This is a genomic window from Aliiroseovarius conchicola (assembly GCF_041403445.1).
Taxonomy (GTDB): Bacteria; Pseudomonadota; Alphaproteobacteria; order Rhodobacterales; family Rhodobacteraceae; genus Aliiroseovarius; species Aliiroseovarius conchicola.
This window is the reverse complement of the sequence record NZ_JBGEHL010000012.1, coordinates 41521-60711: the sequence shown is the minus strand read 5'-3', so window position 1 is coordinate 60711 and position 19191 is coordinate 41521. Positions and strand designations below refer to the sequence as shown.

20 protein-coding genes and 2 pseudogenes are annotated in these 19191 nt (G+C 52.5%); 15 read left to right on the top strand and 7 right to left on the bottom strand.

Features of this window, described 5'->3' with window-relative positions; all coding sequences use genetic code 11:
• Positions 1-4: 4 nt before the first annotated feature.
• The 4 genes from V6N04_RS16005 to V6N04_RS15990 all read right to left on the bottom strand — a co-directional run bounded on the left by V6N04_RS16005 (position 5) and on the right by V6N04_RS15990 (position 3407).
• Positions 5-1354 (bottom strand): phenylacetate--CoA ligase family protein, encoded by a 1350-nt coding sequence (locus V6N04_RS16005; protein ID WP_371171199.1) that lies wholly within the window; start codon positions 1352-1354, stop codon positions 5-7.
• Positions 1355-1402: 48 nt separating this feature from the next.
• Positions 1403-1618, bottom strand: a complete 216-nt coding sequence (locus tag V6N04_RS16000; protein ID WP_371171198.1) for a hypothetical protein — start codon at positions 1616-1618, stop codon at positions 1403-1405.
• Between the two features lie 341 nt (positions 1619-1959).
• Entirely contained in the window at positions 1960-2253 is a 294-nt protein-coding gene (locus V6N04_RS15995; protein WP_371171197.1) for a hypothetical protein, read from the bottom strand.
• A gap of 491 nt (positions 2254-2744) precedes the next feature.
• The gene (locus V6N04_RS15990) at positions 2745-3407 is read right to left on the bottom strand and encodes a GntR family transcriptional regulator (protein WP_371171196.1); all 663 of its coding nucleotides are present in this window, start codon (positions 3405-3407) and stop codon (positions 2745-2747) included.
• Positions 3408-3673: 266 nt separating this feature from the next.
• Between V6N04_RS15990 and V6N04_RS15985 the strand changes: the two genes are divergently transcribed.
• The 15 genes and pseudogenes from V6N04_RS15985 (at position 3674) to V6N04_RS15915 (ending at position 16702) form a co-directional block, all read left to right on the top strand.
• Entirely contained in the window at positions 3674-4480 is an 807-nt protein-coding gene (locus V6N04_RS15985) for an ABC transporter substrate-binding protein (RefSeq protein WP_371171195.1), read from the top strand.
• A gap of 71 nt (positions 4481-4551) precedes the next feature.
• The gene (locus V6N04_RS15980) at positions 4552-5226 is read left to right on the top strand and encodes an amino acid ABC transporter permease (protein ID WP_371171194.1); all 675 of its coding nucleotides are present in this window, start codon (positions 4552-4554) and stop codon (positions 5224-5226) included.
• Positions 5227-5242: 16 nt separating this feature from the next.
• Positions 5243-6208, top strand: a pseudogene (locus V6N04_RS15975) (aminotransferase class V-fold PLP-dependent enzyme); the annotation flags it as partial.
• A gap of 222 nt (positions 6209-6430) precedes the next feature.
• The gene (locus V6N04_RS15970) at positions 6431-7240 is read left to right on the top strand and encodes a cyclase family protein (RefSeq protein ID WP_371171214.1); all 810 of its coding nucleotides are present in this window, start codon (positions 6431-6433) and stop codon (positions 7238-7240) included.
• Between the two features lie 6 nt (positions 7241-7246).
• Complete coding sequence (locus V6N04_RS15965; RefSeq protein ID WP_371171193.1) at positions 7247-9388, top strand: thiamine pyrophosphate-dependent enzyme; 2142 nt, start codon at positions 7247-7249, stop codon at positions 9386-9388.
• Between the two features lie 2 nt (positions 9389-9390).
• On the top strand, positions 9391-10986 hold the full coding sequence (locus V6N04_RS15960) for an indolepyruvate oxidoreductase subunit beta family protein (protein WP_371171192.1): 1596 nt from the start codon (positions 9391-9393) through the stop codon (positions 10984-10986).
• A 99-nt stretch (positions 10987-11085) separates the two neighbouring features.
• Entirely contained in the window at positions 11086-11205 is a 120-nt protein-coding gene (locus V6N04_RS15955; protein WP_371171213.1) for a hypothetical protein, read from the top strand.
• A gap of 119 nt (positions 11206-11324) precedes the next feature.
• Positions 11325-11630 (top strand): cupin domain-containing protein, encoded by a 306-nt coding sequence (locus V6N04_RS15950; protein WP_371171191.1) that lies wholly within the window; start codon positions 11325-11327, stop codon positions 11628-11630.
• Positions 11631-12194: 564 nt separating this feature from the next.
• Complete coding sequence (locus V6N04_RS15945) at positions 12195-12647, top strand: MarR family winged helix-turn-helix transcriptional regulator (protein ID WP_371171190.1); 453 nt, start codon at positions 12195-12197, stop codon at positions 12645-12647.
• Between the two features lie 3 nt (positions 12648-12650).
• Positions 12651-13028 carry a hypothetical protein gene (locus tag V6N04_RS15940; RefSeq protein ID WP_371171189.1) on the top strand — a complete coding sequence of 126 codons (378 nt, stop codon included), beginning with the start codon at positions 12651-12653 and terminating at the stop codon, positions 13026-13028.
• Between the two features lie 42 nt (positions 13029-13070).
• Complete coding sequence (locus V6N04_RS15935) at positions 13071-13385, top strand: monooxygenase (RefSeq protein WP_371171188.1); 315 nt, start codon at positions 13071-13073, stop codon at positions 13383-13385.
• A 38-nt stretch (positions 13386-13423) separates the two neighbouring features.
• Positions 13424-13924 carry a cupin domain-containing protein gene (locus V6N04_RS15930; protein WP_371171187.1) on the top strand — a complete coding sequence of 167 codons (501 nt, stop codon included), beginning with the start codon at positions 13424-13426 and terminating at the stop codon, positions 13922-13924.
• Between the two features lie 4 nt (positions 13925-13928).
• Entirely contained in the window at positions 13929-14315 is a 387-nt protein-coding gene (locus tag V6N04_RS15925; RefSeq protein WP_371171186.1) for a cupin domain-containing protein, read from the top strand.
• A 130-nt stretch (positions 14316-14445) separates the two neighbouring features.
• Positions 14446-15507, top strand: coding sequence for an AI-2E family transporter (locus V6N04_RS15920; protein WP_371171185.1), 1062 nt, complete (start codon positions 14446-14448; stop codon positions 15505-15507).
• Between the two features lie 778 nt (positions 15508-16285).
• Positions 16286-16702 (top strand): acyl-CoA thioesterase, encoded by a 417-nt coding sequence (locus V6N04_RS15915; protein WP_371171184.1) that lies wholly within the window; start codon positions 16286-16288, stop codon positions 16700-16702.
• Between the two features lie 74 nt (positions 16703-16776).
• Here V6N04_RS15915 and tnpC read toward each other — a convergent pair.
• From tnpC to V6N04_RS15900, 3 genes and pseudogenes are all read right to left on the bottom strand, one after another.
• Positions 16777-18300, bottom strand: a pseudogene (gene tnpC / locus V6N04_RS15910) (IS66 family transposase).
• 54 nt (positions 18301-18354) lie between these two features.
• A complete protein-coding gene (gene tnpB / locus V6N04_RS15905) occupies positions 18355-18624 on the bottom strand; it encodes an IS66 family insertion sequence element accessory protein TnpB (protein WP_371171183.1) in 270 nt (89 codons plus the stop codon).
• On the bottom strand, positions 18540-19085 hold the full coding sequence (locus V6N04_RS15900; RefSeq protein ID WP_371171182.1) for a transposase: 546 nt from the start codon (positions 19083-19085) through the stop codon (positions 18540-18542). The genes tnpB and V6N04_RS15900 overlap by 85 nt, the downstream gene beginning before the upstream one ends.
• Positions 19086-19191: the final 106 nt, after the last annotated feature.

The following is a 19191-nucleotide window of genomic DNA, read 5'->3' as shown; positions in this document are numbered from 1 at the left end:
ACAACTATCTTACCGCAAGAGTGTTCTGTTGGCTCTCTTGGTCGATGAAGACTATTTTACACTTCACTGCTCCGCTCCGATTGGCTGCCAGAAGTCGGGAGGAGCAATTAAATAGATTCCGAAGAATTTTTTTTCTAAGGGTCTGTGCTGCCTCAGGGAAAAGATTTGCCGAAAACTTTGGGACCAAAGAGAACTCAACAAATGTCTGACCTTCACCAGTTTCGAGCCGAACAGCTCCAGCTATCTTCCCGCAATCAGAGAAAACCCCAGTTTCTCCACCAGATTTTCGGGGCAAACGCTTGAGCTCCGGCACCCCAGACAATGCATCTGATACGTCGGTACTAAAAAGAAGATAGTCTCCAGTTACATCCTTTATCGCATCGCATGCTCGACCGTGGTACCGCCACTTAAGACCACCCGCGTCTCGACTAATTACCGAAAACAAGTCTCCCGTGTTGTATCGCACTAGGGGCTGAAGCATCTGAACAGGCAATAGCTCCGTCAACGCCATCTCGCCAACAGCTTCTTGATAGATCGAATTGCGATTTTCTAGCGGCACTAGTTCCGCATGCAATCCAGGATCAAAAACAAATCCATTATTTCGTGACGATTGAGTAGCGCCAGCTAAACACTCCGAGAGTCCATATCTATCCAAATAGGTCGCTCCCCAAACATGTTCAACAATATACTTGATGTGCTCATTTACATATTCGCCACTTAGAACCATGAAGTTTACACCCGTATCTTTGCGTGGCGAATAGCCGTGAGACATCAAGTATTCTGTCAAAACCAACAGAAAACCCGCATTAATATACAAGTGTTCGACTCTTGATGAAAATCCATTAATTGACTGTTGTGAAAGCAAAAAATTTGCGATCGTTTTGGCTGTCCACCAAGTACTTCCTGCGCAATTTATTGCTAATTTTCCCGTGGCGTTTCGACTAGATGCATGAGTTGCTCCATCAACGACCAAAGCTAGTGGCTTTTTGCTTTGATCAGAGTGCCGCTTGGATTGTAGAACAGAGACTCTGTTGAAGAACGCGTGATATTCTTCCAGTTCAATGTTTGACTGTGCACGAAATCCAAGTTGTCCACTGGTGCCCCCTGTATGAATAATTTGAGCGACATCATTTACCCGGCATACTTGTTGATAGAAAGAATTCAGATTTTGCTTATTGAGGAATGGTAAATCCACAAACCAGTCCCAACAAATCTCATCTTCGGAGGGTGCTTTACCCCCCCAAAAATCTTGATAAAAATCAATTTTTGAGGCGCGGGACAATGCATCTTTTAGTAGTGGTGGAAACGGAGGTTGAGCAGCACTATTCATAGTAACATTGAACCAGATACGCATCTTGGGTCCTAGGGCGAATCCCGCTAGTGAATCCGCCCCAAGCGTGGGTTAGATATCTGCGGCAAGCAGCAATATACCCAAATCTGGCTCTGTTGGTGCATCAGAAGAAATATCTGGAGCCTCAAGCCCGTTAACTTGATGCGAAGTAGTTAGGTAGTCTTGTTCCAAGGACTGCCCCTCTGCATCGAGCGAGGGTGAGCTCGCAACGGCTGGAACTGCCAGCGCAGAAAACGCAATTGCCAATTTCAGTTCTTTTGTACTCATAATAATGACTCCACGATTATATGATTGGTGTGTCGCAGATTGATATGGCTCCGACACAAAACACCTAACTCTACTTTAACCTGATGTGTCAAGGGCAGTAACCCTTTAGGTAGTTTGCCCACGGATCCGACCGCAAATTCGGCCAAATGTCAGAACATTTGTGAACGAACGACTTTGATATGTCGAAGCCAATATGGCTTGGTTGGTATTCTGGAGCTGAGCAAATGGTAAATTTTGGTTCGAGGAATGCTTAGCTGGTGCTGTCAAGTGAAGCGGTCCGCTGTTGGTCAAGGTGCACCCGAACCTTTGAAGTGATACGAGAAAGGCAAAGCGCCGGAAGTTTACAAACCAGTTTGCCGCCAGGGGCGGAATGAGGACGCTTTCGGTTGTAGAACTCGATCCACTTTCCGACACCAGCCTTTGTTTCCGATCCGGTCTAGCTCGATCGTGTCCGCGATGAAATCATCCGCAGATATCGCGTCGATGGCGTGTGGAGCGAGAGCATCGATTGGGAAATCAACGAGGTTGTCCGTCACGATCACCGAAGCCGATGTGGAAATCGCGGCAGCGAGCACATGGTTGTCATTCGGATCAGGAAGGTCGAGCTTATCTTCGAACACCTCGTAACCCGTCACAAGTGCCTCCGGGAAGGCCGCTTCAATGGCTGCCCGCTGCGGAGCCCCATCAGAACTTCAACCTGCCGTAACTTCGAGACAATCTCTTCCGGCTTCGGTCGCTTGTTTGCCATTCTCTGATCCTCCGTTTCCTAATCTTAACGGTGGGCCCACTCAAATGGGGTGGCTCACTTTTGGAGATCGAGGCGACCGCATTTATCGTGCAGGACTAGCCCACCGAACACTGACTTTTGGTTATCGATATGCATTAACTCCAAAGAAACTTCCGATAACATCCGAGGCTGAGAGTGAATGGGATCTATTGAGAGCGATCAGCGAGATATTCAAAGTGGACCTAAGCTTGTGTAACACGATGAAAGGTCAGCTGTACCATCAAAACCCGTGGACGCTTCAGTATCACACAATCTGGTTTTTCCTGAGAAAGGACGTCGATCAAGATTTAAGGCTTGCCAACCAGCGACGCTAATACCGTTGTTCTGCTCCGTGGCATTTCAACCGCAGTCGGTGGAGTCAGGTACCTGGCTCATGCATCGCAAGTAGCTCTCTTTGCCATGTTGGACAAAAACCTGCATTTGGTTCATGGCTAACATTGAGTCCCTGCGGGTAAAAGCCTCGTAAAGATCAAACTGTCCTTTTACCAGAACGTTGCGAATTTCAGGATCCTGCATCGTAGCAACACGTACTGTTCGAACCTGTGCATGATAGCGATGAATCGTGTTCTTTAACTCAGTGTTCGGAACGCTACCAAGCCATGTATTTCGAAACAGTTCGATAGCCTTAAACAATAAACTGACGTCGTCCGCTTCTAATGCGCGCATTGTGTCGGTCACTGCATCGCGAAGGCGCGAAATACTCTGATCTGTGATTGTCTGAGCCGCCATACCAGCGGCATAAGGCTCCAAAAGCCTTCTCAACTCAAAAACCTCCAACACTTGTCGATCGGAGAGATTTGGTAGTGCGAATCCTCTTGACGTACCTTCTAGATAGCCTTCGTGCGCCAATTGCATCAGAGCCTCACGGACCGGCATACGAGAAACCCCGAGCTGATCTGCAATGTTTTTGTCGACCAATCGAGTGCTTTGATCAATTTCTCCACGTTGAATGCGTCCGCGATAATCTTCGTAGATCTGTTCGCGATAACTTGTCTTTGCCATGGTCCAATCTCCTTTCCCATTTACACCTGCGATCACCTACATCACAAGATTAAAACAGTATACTGTTTTGGGGCGCTAAGAGCTTGCGATGGCATTTTTTATAGGGTTTACGGAATATTTTGTTGACGAACTGTATACTTTAATCAAAGCTAAGAGCCAATTTGGAGCAGAGGGCCGGTAGGATCATGCTGATATCTGGTTTTGCGTATCAACACCAAAATCACGCTGCTTTCACAATCCGAGGTAGTCAGAAAAGGGAGATAAATATGCTGTTTCAACGTCGTAGTATCTTAGCGACCATGGTGGGTCTAACAATTGCCTTTGCCGCCACAGCAGTACGGGCGAACGAGCCACTGCGTGTTGGTGCGTATCCCGCCAATCCACCATGGCAAAACAAGATGGAAGACGGAAGCTTTGAGGGTTTCGAAGTCGATATCGTTAACGAAATCGCATCTCGCATGGGACGCGAAGCTGATATCGCAGGCTACGATTTCCGTGCTCTGTTCGTGGCAACCGCATCTGGCCGGGTTGATATGGTGATTTCTTCTCTCACCATCACCGACGAGCGTCTCGAAAACCAGTCTTTTACACAACCTTACATCGAAGGTGCCCTCGGTGTCGGAGTAAAATCGGGCTCAGACATTAAGAGCCTAAGCGGATTGGCCGGGAAGCGCGTGGGTGCGATAGCAACTTCATTCGGAGAAGGTTGGCTAAAAGAACGGGAGGGCGAGATAGGGTATAGTGCTCTTAACAGCTATGACACCGTCGCAAACATGCTGACAGATTTACGCGCTGGACGAGTAGATGCTGTGGTAAATGATGTCGTCGGATTGCGCTACGCCTTCACGCAAAGCGAAGGGTTGGAGGTTGCAGATGAAATTGTCACTGGCGAGCGATTTGCGATGATGATGCCCAAGGATTCCCCACTGCTTGAAGAGGTGAATGCCACTATTGGGGAAATGAAATCCGATGGAACTATGGCCAAACTCTATGAGCGCTGGCTAGGCACGCCACCTGCCGAAGGGAGCCTGACCGTGACACCCCTCCCGATCCCGACTTCGGCGACTGAGTAACCAATACCCAAAATTCCCGGGTGTGCTTTTTCAGCACGCCCGGGCCATCTTTTTCGTAATCGAGCAGAGTAATGGACGCGTTAGATATCTTCTTTAATCTCGATGTGCTGAGGCGCGCCTTTCCGATGCTCGTTAGGGGGCTCGGAAATACCTTTCTTCTGGGCGTTACCGCGATCGTGTTTGGTTCAGTACTAGGCTTGCTTTTAGCCATGACGCGGCTCTATTCGCCAAAACCATTTCGCTACATGGCCATTGTTTATATCGATCTCATCCGGGCCATTCCAGTTCTTGTCCTGCTAATCCTCATCTACTATGCTTTACCCTTTGCAGGGCTGACACTAAACTCTTTCACAGCGGCTGCAGCGGCTCTCACCATGGTTCTCGCAGCGTTCACTGCTGAGGTGATGAGGGCGGGGCTTCAGGCCATTCCGAAAGGCCAGTTTGAAGCGGCGGCGGCGCTTGGCCTCGGTTTTTGGGTGGCCATGCGAAAGGTTGTCGTTCCACAGGCAATTCGAATTGTTATTCCACCCCACGCCTCGAATTGTGTTTCCGTCATCAAAGACACAGCACTCGCCTCGGTAGTGGCGATGTCCGATCTTCTCAAGCAAGCAACTGATGCGCAGGCGCTTTTCGCCAACCCCACTCCACTCATCGGCGCGGCAATCCTCTACATCGTTATTCTCCTGCCGCTCGTGAGGCTGACAGGTTGGCTCGAAAAACGCGCGCAGCGCGCCTATCAACACTAGATTCGGAAAACCTAAAATGCTGTCAAACTCAAAGAACGCTGGCTACTTTCTCTATCATTCCATCGGGCTTTATCCCAGTAAAGACGAGGAACTCTCCAATGCCATGAGCGAGTTTGCAAATGTTTGGGCGGCTCCGAATGATAAACAGTGGGGCTATATACTTTTGAAGCGGCAGGATTTTATCGATTTCTGGCGTCGTATTATCAATGTCCCCAAAGGCTCAACTACAACATGTGAAAGCGTGACCGACGGGATGCACAAGCTTATGCGCTCGTTGCCAGAGGGCCAACTCAAAGGTAAGCGGGTGCTGGTTTCGGCCGATTGCTTCCCTTCGATACACTTTCTGTTGGCGGGGCTCGCCCCTAAGATGGGTTTCACTCTGGACACGGTTCCCATGAGCGACGGCAAAACTTGGGTCGAGACTGAAGACTTTATCGCGCATTGGGGTCGTGATGTTGGATTGTCTTTGCTGACATGGGTTACGTCTACAGCCTCGGCACGTGTGGATCTTGCACCGCTTGTTGCCCATGGGCGAGAGATGGGCAGCATGATTGGGGTCGATATCACTCAAGCTGCTGGGTTGATTCCCTTCGACGCGATGAACCCCCAAGTCGACTTCGTACTGTCAACCAGTCTCAAATGGATGTGTGGGACACCGGGTGCCGGTATACTTTACATTGATAAGGATCGTATTCCAGATCTGGTACCAGAAGGGCGTGGCTGGTTTTCGCAAAACAACCCGTTTTCCTGGGACTTGGGAAAATTCGAGTACGCACCAGACATCCGCAGATTTGATGGTGGCACTCCGGCGGTGGTGCCCGCATTGGCATCTTTGCCCGCACTGCGCTGGCACGCCAACCAAAACCATGCGGAATTTGCAGCATGGAATCGGAAGCTAGTGGACCAGATCATTGTGCGAGCTGATGCACTTGATCTGCCACTGCACTCGCCGCGCGAGGCAACTCAACGGGGCGGATCTGTAATGCTGCGCTTTCCCGACAAACCTGAAGCGGCGGCGGTGGTTGGTGCATTGGGCGTCGAGGGCTACTCCGTCGACTTTCGCGGATCATTGGTACGCTTGTCGCCGGGAAATGTGACCAAAGAAGAAACCATCGATACGGTGTTCGACATCACCGGAGAGGTTCTCGCACGCCGCCGCCGCCGCTACCCAGGTGTATCTGCGCCCGTTTCAAACACGAAAGGAATGTCCATGTCTTCCAACGATGTGCTTGCCAATTTCGGCGCGATGCTCATGTCCGGTCAGATCAAAGTGGTGGATTGTACCGCTACTTTGGGCCCTGATACACCTATCCTGCGCCTGCCTGAAGATTTTGCGACGAACACACCAAAGGTCGAGATTCACCGGATCAGTGAGTATGATGTCAATGGGCCATTCTTTGCATGGAATTGGTTGAAATTGGGCGAACACTCCGGTACCCATTTCGATGCGCCACATCACTGGATCACCGGCAAGGATTTCGAGGATGGGTACACCGACACGCTGGACGTGCAGCGCTTGGTCGCGCCGGTCAATGTGATTGATTGTTCAAAGGAAGCAGCGGAAAACCCGGATTTCCTTTTGACGGCGGACCATGTGAAGGCATGGGAGGTTGAACATGGGGAGATTAGTCCCGGTGAATGGGTCGTCATGCGCACGGACTGGGACAAGCGGTCACATGATGAAGAGCTGTTTCTGAACATGGACCCTGACCCGCATGAGGATGGATCGCATAGCCCTGGTCCCACCACCGAATGTGTCGACTACCTTCTATCCAAGGGTATTGTTGGCTGGGGCAGCCAGTGTATCGGGACCGATGCGGGTATGGCTGGTAAGATGAGTCCACCTTACCCTGCGCATAACTACTTGCACCGCGACAATTGCTTTGGGCTGGCTTCTCTTGTCAATCTCGATCAGCTGCCGCCAAAGGGGGCGATCTTGATGGCTGCGCCGCTCAAGATCGAGAGCGGGACGGGCTCGCCTATCAGGGCATTAGCGCTAGTGCCGAAAGGCTAGAGCATCATGGCAGAACGGTCCTTCAAAAGCGAGGTCGAGTACCTACGGCTTGGAGAGGGTGAAATTTTCACCGGTGAGGGCATTCTAGCCATCACCAAAGCGCTTTTGGAGAGCGGTGTCGGGTATGTGGGCGGCTATCAGGGTGCTCCTATTAGTCATTTGATGGACGTGTTGGCCGATGCTCAGGATATTCTGGAAGAGCTTGGCGTGCGCTTTGAGGCCAATGCCTCTGAGGCCGCCGCCGCCGCCATGTTGGCAGCTTCGGTTCACTACCCGATCCGGGGGGCAGTGACATTCAAAGGTCCGGTCGGCGTCAATGTCGCCTCTGATGCTTTAGCAAACCTGTCATCATCAGGTGTCAATGGTGGCGCCCTTGTGGTCGTGGGTGAGGATTACGGCGAAGGCTCATCGATCATGCAGGAGCGCAGCCATGCTTTCGCAATGAAATCGCAATTCTGGCTCCTAGATCCGCGGCCAAATTTGCCGTCGATGACACAGGCGGTAAAGGACGGATTTGAGCTATCCGAAGCATCCAACACCCCTGTCATGCTGATGCTCCGAATCCGGTCCTGCCATGTGACAGGCCAGTTTCAGACGCGAGACAACCAATCGCCGCCGCTCACGGTTCACGACGCACTGAGTGCGCCACGCAAGGATTTCAACCGCGTTGTTTTGCCCCCGATGTCCTTTGCGCATGAGCAAGACAAGATCAAAAACCGCTGGCCCACGGCCGAGGCGTTCATCCTCGACAGAAAGCTCAACGAGTTTTTTGGGCCAGATCATGGTATGATCGGCATTGTTATGCAGGGCGGCATGTATAACGGAGTTATCCGTGCGCTCCAGCGGCTCGGTTTGGCCGACCTCTATGGGAAAACCGACGTGCCTCTCTATGTCCTGAACGTGACCTACCCGTTGGTCCGGTCCGAAGTATTGCAGTTCGCCCAAAGCAAAGAGGCATTACTTGTCATCGAAGAGGGTCAGCCGGATTTCATCGAGCAGGCAATTAGTGCCTACCTATTCAAGGCCGACGCGAAGACGCGACTAATGGGCAAGAACGTGTTACCGATGGGTGGGGAATATACCGGCCAGGTGATGCTGGACGGGATCACTGCTTTTCTACATGAAACTGCACCTGATCTTTTGCCTAGCAAGGTTCGCGCACCGAACCAAAACCCGCCCGCGATACCCGATCTTTCACAGTCGGTCCCAATACGACCACCTGGATTTTGCACCGGGTGCCCAGAACGACCCATTTTCGCAGCTTTGAAACTGGTTCAGCAAGAGCTGGGTGAACATCAAATCAGTGCCGACATTGGTTGTCACCTCTTTGCGAGCCTGCCTCCCTTCGAGATTGGTGGCGCCACAATGGGCTACGGCCTCGGTCCCGCATCAAATGCCGCCTTCGACGGCGGCGGAAAGCGTCGCCCTATTTCGATCCTTGGCGATGGAGGTTTTTGGCACAATGGACTAAGTTCCTCGATTGGGAACATGGTGTTCAACAAATCTGATGGCGTGGCGGTGATCGTGGATAACTATTACTCCGCGGCGACAGGTGGGCAAGATCTCCTCTCTAGTCGGGCCAGCAATCCGACCAAGGCCACCAACAATCCGATCGCCAAGGCTGTGTATGGAATTGGGGTGGGTTGGGTGCGTGAGATCGATCGGACCTATGATGTGCCACGCATGGCGGAGGTCTTTCGTGAGGCGCTGACAACTGCATACAACGGCCCCAAGGTTATCATCGCCTCATCTGAATGTATGCTGAATAGGCAACGCCGGGAAAAACCACTGCAAGCCAGTGCTTTGCAAGATGGGCGTCGCGTTGAGGTGCCCCGTTTTGGCGTGGATGAAGCGATCTGCACAGGTGATCATGCCTGTATCCGTCTGTCTGGCTGTCCTTCGCTGTCGCTCAGAAAGTTGGATGACCCGCTACGAGACGACCCTGTCGCCCATATTGACCAGACCTGTGTTGGTTGCGGAAATTGCGGCGAAGTTGCTGATGCGGCCACTCTATGCCCCAGTTTTTACCGAGCAGATGTTGTCCACAATCCCTCTCGTTTTGAACGTTGGTGTGCAAAGCAGCGATCCATGATGATCCGGTGGCTTCAATCACGACGCCAACGTCGTCGAATAGAAACTACAGGGTGAAAATGAGTGAATCCGGGAAACAAACTCAGAAACAGAACTTAAGTAATTCAGGACAGATCATCAAACTTGCCATCATGGCAGTTGGTGGTCAGGGCGGTGGTGTACTGACCAACTGGATTGAAACTCTTGCCCGAACCCAAGGCTACGTATGTCAGGCTACCTCTGTGGCGGGTGTTGCACAACGGACCGGGGCCACGATCTACTATATCGAAATGGCCCCTCTGACTAAGAAACTACCGATTTTCTCTCTAGCACCGGCCGCAGGCGATGTGGATCTCCTAATCGCAGCAGAATGGATGGAGGCAGGACGGGCCATCCAACGAGGGTTTGTAACACCAGATCGCACGACGTTGATCGCCTCCACTCACCGAGCACTGGCAATGTCGGAAAAGATGAGGCCGGGAGACGGAATATCCGACCCGACAGGCGTGCAAAGCGCCGCCGAGTTGATGTCTGACCGACTGATAAGCTTCGACATGGACGCGCTTGCTGCGCAACACGGATCGGTCGTTTCCGCAACACTGTTCGGCGCTTTGGCTGCCTCGGGAAAGCTACCATTTACCAAGTCAGCTTTTGAAGACGCTATTAGGATAGGTAACAAAGGAGTTGAAGCGAGCCTGAGCGCTTTTCAGTCCGCCTATGAGCAAACCAACGCATCAGTAAGATTGGAACTAGTCGACAGAACGGCCCCCGAGAATGAGGGGTATTCAGAACGGACCCAATCAAAGTCAACCGCTGAGTTCGAAAAACTGAATGCCCAGGTCAGCACTTTACCGGAATCTGTACGGTGTATGGCTAAAGCGGGATTACACAAAACTATCGACTTCATGGATTGCGACTATGGCGCGGAGTATCTTGATCGGGTGGCAGTATTCGCTGCTCTGGACAGCGAGCGGCTCCAATTTGACCTGACCACCGAAGCGGCAAAGCACATTGCGAACGCAATGGCATATGACGATGTGATCCGGGTCGCAGATTTGAAAACGCGAGCCGCCCGAGTAGTGCGGATTGCAGGTGAAATGGGAGCCGAAGAGGAGCAACTCCTCCGTATCACGGATTTTCTGCGACCTCGGGTTGAAGAGATTGTTGGCATCATGCCATCAGGTATAGGAGGCCGGCTGTCAAGAAGCCCACGAGCTCTGTCGTTGTTGGGTCACTTGTTTTCTAAGGGCCGCAGATTACGTATCGACCGGTTTCTACCTTTTCTACTGCTGCACTTGCTCGGGGGACTACAACGATACCGCCGACACACCTATCGACATACAATTGAACAGGAGCATCTGAATCGCTGGCTTGCTCTTGCAGCGGAAACAGCACAAACGGATTATGCCCTTGGCGTCGAAGTTCTTCGATGCAGACGCCTCATAAAAGGATACTCTGACACGCATGCACGCGGGCTCACCAAATTTGATAAAGTGATTGGAGCACTTCCTCTTCTCGCGGGACGGAGAGACGCGGCAGAGTGGGTGCGACGTCTACGCGAAGCTGCTTTACAGGATGAGGCCGGCACCGCACTAGAAGGAGCGATTAGGACCATCGGCAGTTTCTCGAAAACGCAATCTATGCGCGGGCACCCTTATTTGATTTCGGAAAAGTGAAAGGCACCACAAGTGCTAAATGATAAAAGCAAAATCGAAGTCGTGCTTCCGACAAATGACTTAAGCGAGGACTTGGATTTCTTTTCTAAGACGCTTGGCATGCACTTGGAGTCCATTTTTCCTGCCGACGATCCTACACATGCTATTCTAATGGGCCACGGGTTTCGGCTTTGTCTGGATCGCAAGGCAGAGGGCCCGCCCCCCGCCTGCAAGTTTTAACGGACAATCCCAGCCAGCTTTCAGATGGCGGGACCGAAATTTTCGCTTCGAATGGGACACGTATTCGCTTTGCGCCGTTAACACCTCGATTGATACAGCGCGCCACCCAGCATGAGTTTATGGTACGCCGATTGCGGGACCAAGCCCCATCGACCATCGAGCGCGCGGGTATGTATTACCGTGACCTGATCCCTTCGCGCCACGGAGGCTCGATCATCGCGAGTCATATCCGCATTCCTGACGGTGGACCGGTTCCCGACACGGTACACTACCACACAGTGGGGTTTCAGCTGATTTATTGCTACCGGGGCTGGGTTGACGTGCTTTACGAGGATCAAGGCGATATGTTGCAACTGACGGCTGGCGATTGTATGATCCAACCCCCTGAAATCCGCCACAGGTGTGTCATGCGTCACCGGATATAGAGGTGATAGAGATCGGCGTTCCTGCCCAGCATGTCACAACCATCGATCATGAGATGACGCAGCCGAGGGGCAAGGGCGACCGCGAATGGCGGGGGCAGAAGTTTGTCCACCACAGAATGGCCAAAGCTATTTGGCAATCCTACCGTATGGCCGCCTTCTCCTGCCGCGACACAGGCGTCGAGGAGGGGACAAAAGGTGTGGCCAGCATCAAAGTAGTGCGTTTCGATGGTGGGGTCGAATGCCGGACGGGGCAGAATCCTACGCTAAGAGCATAGCGGCCTTTCACGCTCAGCGCAGAGAAGGGCCGGAAAGAGCCCATAACGGAAGTGACAAAATCTCGCTGCGCGCGCTCGCAGCACGATAGCCCATGGCACCGCCGCTTATCTGTTGTTGTGTTGCGGATGCGAAAGCAGTCAATCAGGTAGTTTACAGTGGTTCGGGTGCCGCAAACACACACAATGACGCGGTCGGCATCAGCACAAGTTTCGTTCCTTCGATGAACATAGAAAGAAAACATGAAACCGCCACCTTGTATATATCCCTAGTTAGGGATATATGTCTCGTATGAACTTTGAGAATCAAAACCGGAAAAACCAAACTCTTGTCCTGGCATTGCTGCGAAGCCAGCAACTGTTCATGCGTGCCATGGGACCGGTGTTTCGGGCCGCAGGTCTGACAGCCTCGCAATGGGATGCGCTGGAAACGCTAAGCCATAAAGGCGCGTTGTCGATCAATGATCTTATGGGTTTGACCCTAAGCACCTCGGGCAATCTGGACGTGGTGATTAAGAACCTGATCCAAGCAGGACTGGTCGAAAAGGCCGTGGACGAACAAGACCGCCGCGCGCGCGTTCTTCGCCTCACAGAGGCCGGAAGGGCGAAGGTTGATACCTTCATGCCGGTGCACAACGAGGCGCTGGACAAAATCTTCGGTCAACTGACCAGCGAAGAAAAGCGCCAAACCATTTCAACACTCAACAGGCTTCGCAAAAAGCTTCCGCAATCCAAGAAAGATTGAACAATGACCAACCGCACCTTCCTGACCGCCCACAGTATAATTTACGCCTTCTTTGCCGCCGCACTTTTCTTCATTCCGACAATCCTGTGGCCGAACTACGGACTGCAATTGAACGACGAATATGCCGTGTTCCTATCGCAGCATAACAGCATCTTTCTGGGCGGGATCGGCATCATCAGCCTGTTGTTTCGTGATGCCGATCACGGCAGTGATACAGCGCGTAAAATCCTTACAGGCCTGATGTGGACCAACATTCTGGGTGTGATCATCACGCTTTACGCCTGTTTCACTGGCATCTTCACCGGCTTTGGCTGGTCTGATCCAATCTTCTTTGCGTTGTTGGCTGTCCTCAGCTTCGTGCAACTCGGCAAGAATCGCTAACCCTTCTACAATTAAAAACTGATATCAAAGCTGGAGACTAAAATGAGCACTTTGAAAATCTGGGACCTTCACATGACATACGATGGCCCTATCACCGATGAATTTCTGGCAGGCACAAAGGAACTGGCCGTGAGTATCGCGCAAGAACCCGGTGTGATCTGGAAAATCTGGACGGCCGAGGAAGGCACCACCCATTTTGGTTCCACCTACCTTTTCCGCAATCGCGAATACCTCGAAACCTACAAGGCAATGCATGTAAAGCGTCTTGAAGGGATTGGGATCACGGTGACAGCTGATCATATCTTTGACATCATGGAAGATGTCAGCGCGATCAATAACGCCCCATTGCAGGGGTGATCAAGGCGGCCCCATCAACATGTAACGTTGCTGGGGCCGTGTCACTTTCTCCTTCGCATTTTTCAGGAAAAATAGCCATGAACGCGCCTATCATACGCAGAAATCGCGAAACCCCGTGGACGCCGCTTGCGCCGGGAATTGAAATGCAAATCTTTCACGCTGACGAAAAAAGCGGTGTCTGGACTGTGAAGATTTTCATGCATGCGGGCAGCACGTTGCCCCCGCACAAGCATGTTGGAGCCTCCGAATTCTACATTATCGAAGGCCAGGGCACACACAAAGAGGCTGGGGATTTTGAACCCGGCACTTACGCCTATGAGCCACAAGATGCGGTGCACAGCCCTGTGCATGCCGAAGATGATATTGTGCTCTACATGACCAGCTATGGTCCCGGCGTCTTTACCAAGCCATCCGGTGATACGCTGTATGTCAGCGACGGAAAATATATGAAATCGCAAATGGAACTCAGCCCGTTCAGAAGGGCGCTGAAACGTTTCTTCTTCATCACGGTTTGGACCCTATTCAAAGGAAAGAAGTAAGCCAATGACTGTAGCGACAAACTTTATGGTGCCGACGGAAAATCGGCCTTACCTGCCACTTGCGAACCTCCCCGGCATTGGCCTTAAACCGATGAACATTAAGGAAGACACGCCGATTTGGTCCGCCGTCATGCGCATTGAATCCGGTGCTTGCCTACCCAAACGCCAGCACGACGGGATGTGCGAGGTCTTTGTGGTGCGTGGCAATGGTACCTTTGCCGATGGAACAGCGTTTCAACGTGGCGACTACGTGCGCGAAGAGAACGGTGAGTATGACAAGATCACCGCCAAGAGCGAGCTAGTCGTGTTTTTTACCCACCACGGAACGTGCCGTTTCTTAGGCGATGACGAAAAAGTTTTGCTTGAAATGGATCACATGACTAAGACCTAGGGAGCCTAGGTTCATGACGCGATCTTGTAGGGGCCTCAAGCGTAAGACCAACAACCTTCATAATTCTATTCCGCCTTGCTTTGAGTGGGGCGCATTTGAACTGAGGGCAAACAAAACCGGAAGCTGGATCATGCAATCAAACACCCTCACGACGCTGACCTATGCGGTTTTCCTAACGGTCCTTCTTGGCTCAATTTTCGTTGTTGCCAAGGGGATTGTTGTCCCGATCTTTATTGCTGCGATCGTAGCCTATGTGTTGGTTCACGCGGCCAATCGCCTGTCCCATGTTCCAGGATTGCGGTGGTGTCCGGTTTGGTCATTGCGGTTGATGATATTGGTCATCTTTGCCGTGATCGTCGTTGTCTTCTTTGGTGTGGTGGTCTCAACCGCGCAAGAACTGCTGAGACGACTTCCGGCATACCAGAGCAATGTCGAAACCCTGATCCAGCAAGCTTTTGCTATTCTCGGGCGCTCCGGCGACATCAACTGGGAGGGAATCTACGAGGCGACTGTGGGTCAAATTAATCTCAGAAACATTGTGCTTTCATTCCTGTCGTCGCTGACCTCAGCCGGAGGGAGCATTTTTCTAATCTTGATTTACGCTCTCTTTTTGATGAGCGAGCGGGGGAATTTTGTTAAAAAAATCTACGCCGCAACAACCAGCACAGAGCAAGCCGAGAAAGTGATCGGTGTCGTGTCCGAGATCAACGACCAAATTGCAAACTACCTCGCGACTAAGACGGCGATCAACGTCATCCTGGGTTTAATATCCTTTGTGATCCTGTTCGCACTTGGCGTCGACTTTGCCTTGTTCTGGGCAATCTTGATCGCCCTTCTCAACTACATCCCCTATGTCGGGTCCATGCTTGGAGTCGCGGTTCCTGTGGTCTTGAGCGTTGCACAGTTTGGATCCCTGCAGGCAAGCGCTCTAGTGCTTGCGTTGCTTTTGGCGGCCCAGCTTTGGGTCGGCAATTTTCTGGAGCCGCGTTTGATCGGTAAGCAACTCAACATGTCTCCACTTATTGTTTTGCTGAGCCTGTCCGTGTTCAGCGGCCTATGGGGTGTCGCAGGTGCAATCTTGGCGGTTCCCCTAACGTCAATTATCGCAATCGTGCTTGGAGCTTTCGATGAGACACGGTTCTTGGCCGTTCTACTTGCAGAGAATGTAGACGAAGACACAGCCACTGTGTGATCCAAACGAGTGGGATCTCGTGCACGGTGCAAATCAAATTCAAGCAGTGCAGCAGTCGCACAAATCCGGTTTGAACTGTGTTGGGATTGTTGGAACGAACCGCTGCGAAAGGGCGATTTGGATGCGGTGTCTCGTGGTGGGGTTCAATGACTGCTCTGGCGAAATCGGCTGCAACGCAGCGGTGAGTGTGCTGCACCTGCGAGGAGATGCTGCGTCAGCAAACACCTGGAAGGGCAACGGCGGCAAAGTCCCGCGATCCGTAATTTCACCCCTCAAAAAATGCTGCGCGATTCACGAATGGCCGAAATCGCCGCTGCACGGCGGCGCTGATTTTTTCGCCTGCGCAGAATATTCGGTGCCGCGAGCGCGCGCAGCGAGAAATCGCAATTCACAGTATGGGCTCTTTCCGGCCCTTCTCTGCGCTGAGCGTGAAAGGCCGCTATGCTCTTAGCGTAGGATTCTGCCCCGTCCGGCATTTGACCCCATGGTGGAGCACCGACAAAACTTACACATGAAACCGACATCAATTTCTTCTTCATTCTCGAAGCAGAGGGACGGTCGTCACATCCGATCGAGGCTGGTGATGCCTTCGTTGTGCCCCACGGGTTTGATACCGGATTCAGCGGCTGTTCTCAGGACTTCGAGATGTTAGAAGTGACATTGCCGGGTGAAGCTTGACCAGGTGAATCCAACAACGCCGATGAATGCTATTTTCGCGCCATCCAGAATCGGAATACATCCGTAGGCACCTTTTTCTGTGAGACAAGAGAGCCAGAATATGACCAAGACTTTTAAAACTCAACGCGAACTTCGCTTCGGTGATTGCGACATATCCGGCACCGCCTATTTTCCAGCCTATCTGGATATCCTTAACGGCGTAAACGAAGAATTCTGGAGCCACATCGGTTATCCATGGCATCACATCATCTGGACAGACCGATGGGGTACGCCGACTGTCCATCTAACCTGCGATTTCTCTATCCCGTCACTGTTTGGTCAAACGCTGACCTTTGAGCTACGAGTTGTCCGCGTAGGCAAATCCTCTGTTACGTTCAAACATGAAATTAGTTGTGAAGGAGAAGGGCGCTGGACCAGCACACAGATTCTCGCTGCCTCGGATCTTGACAAGCACACATCTATTCCTTGGCCGGATAACGTCAAAAGGACGCTCGGCGAATGGATGCATATAGAGTAGAAGCTGGCCGTCGTCAGGGTGGTACCAATGACGACTGAAACTATGATAGGGTTCAACCCATTGTAAGCGTTGCTTCAGGCTTTGAAGTTCCAGGGTAGCAGTTCGTCGATGTCCTTCTGCTTATGGCCATTGACGATGGCTGAGAGGACACCTGTGAGGTAGCTGTGCGGTTCGATCTGGTTCAGTTTGCAGGTTTCGATAAGCGACGCGAGCATTGCCCAGTTTTGAGCGTCAGCATTGTGTCCGGCGAAGAGCGCGTTCTTTCTTTGTAGTGCGATGGGGCGGATTGTGCGCTCGACGGCGTTGCTGTCCATCTCGATGCGGCCATCGGTCAGGAACAGGATCAGCCCGTCCCAGTATTTGGCGATATATTTGAGGGCTTCGCCGGTTGGGGATTTCGCGGATACCTGCGATCTGGCCTGATCCAGCCAGCTTTTGAACGCCGCGATTTTGGGTGCGGACTTTTGTTGCCGGATTGCCAGGCGTTCTTGGGCAGATGCGCCACGCGCTTGCGCTTCGATCCGGTACAGGGCTGCGATCTGCTTGAGCCCTTCCTCAGCAATAGGAGCCAGATTGTTGTGGGTCAGCTCGTACAGCTTGCGACGCGCATGCGCCCAGCAATAGGCCAGACCAATCGGTTGATTATCCCGCAAATCAAGCAGGCGATTGTACCCGGCATAACCGTCCACCTGCAGAATGCCTGAGATGCCCTGCAATATCTTTGATGCGTATTTACCGGAACGCCCTGGCGCATAGGTGAAGGCAACACCCGGTGGTTCCGGCCCGTTCCATGTGCGATCATCGCGGGCAAGTGCCCAGAAATATCCCTTTTTTGTCTTGCCGCGCGCAGGATCAAGCACCGGTGCCGGGGTCTCGTCCATGAACGGCTTGGACGATGTTTTGAGATGCACCAGCAGCGCGTCATGGACAGGCTTTAACTCATGGGCGGCCTTGCCGACCCAGAATGCCAAGGTCGAACGATCAATATCGACGCCCTGACGCGCATAAATTTGGGATTGACGATATAGCGGCAGACGGTCTGCATACTTCGATACGATGACGCTGGCGATGGTTGCTTCCGTTGGCATACCACCTTCGATCAAACGCGGTTTGGCGGGTGCTTGGGTAATCCCGCCCTCGCAAGACCGGCATGCATACTTGCGGCGGCGGGTGACGATGACGCGGAATTGGGCGGGCACGATATCCAGTCGTTCGCTTACATCTTCGCCAATGATGTGACGGTCAGTACCGCAGCCACAGGTGACATCGGGTGCAATAACCTATTCGATGCGCGGCAGGTGCTTTGGCAAGACGCCACGTCCTGCACGAGACTTTGGGGCGGCCGTCTCAGGGGGACCAATCGCTTCATCTTCAGCACGGACAACGGCCATGGCCGTCTCGATATCTTCCAGGGCAAGGTGATACTGATCCGGGTGCCCCTTCTCGGACTTCGCGCCATAGAGCGCACGTTTGAAGTCAGCCAGCAGCTTCTCAAGCCGGATGATGCGATCTTCTTTGCGCACATTGCGCTCTTCTGAGGTCATCAAAACGGCCTGCAAAGTAGCAACATGGGTAGGAAGATCAGAAGCTGAAGTCATGCCCGTGAGTTATCAAAATCAGGGGTGATCCGCCCTTGCAAAACGTCATCCGAGTCATTCTGCCGCAGCCGGTGGACGGGCCTCCAAAGCGGTCACGCGACGCCAGTCGAGACCCGCAAACAGCGCCTCAAATTGTGCGGCGTCGAGCCGCAAAACACCATCCCTGATGGCTGGCCATTTAAACGCGTTCTGCTCAAGTCGCTTGTACGCCATCACCAGACCGGTCCCATCCCACCAGATCATCTTGAGCCGGTCAGCGCGGTTAGCACGGAACACGTAAACGGCCCCGTCAAAGGGCTTCTTCTTCCGGTGATTTTGCACCAATGCCGCCAAACCATCGTGGCCTTTCCGGAAATCCACCGGTTTGGTTGCCACAAATATTTGCACACCGTGCGACGGGTGGACCACAGTGCTGCCGTGATATCGGCAATACGCTGCGCTGGCGTATCCGCTGCCAAACGGATCGTCACATCGCCCTTCAACACATCGATTACGCCTACCTCAGCCTCAATCATGTCTGGCAGCGTGACGGCAGGTTCCTCAATAGCCACCGGCACAAAGTAAACACCATCCAGGTTCGGCAAAATCAACTTGCCCTCACGCGCCATACGACGCCATTCCGACAAATGATTGGGCCGCATCCCATACCGCCGCGCAACTGCGTTCACAGTCGCGCCATCAACCAGCGTCTCCGCCACGATCCGCGCCTTCACATCCTGAGGCCAACGCGGACATCTCCGACGACCAACGCCTGCATCTGTGAGAAACTCAATCGTACCATCCATGGAGAAACTCCCTCAAATCCATGGACCACGGAATCGCAGAATACGGACGTCACCGGAAGGTGGGGTCTAAGCTGCGCTTACAACCCATTTGATTTAATCGATTATG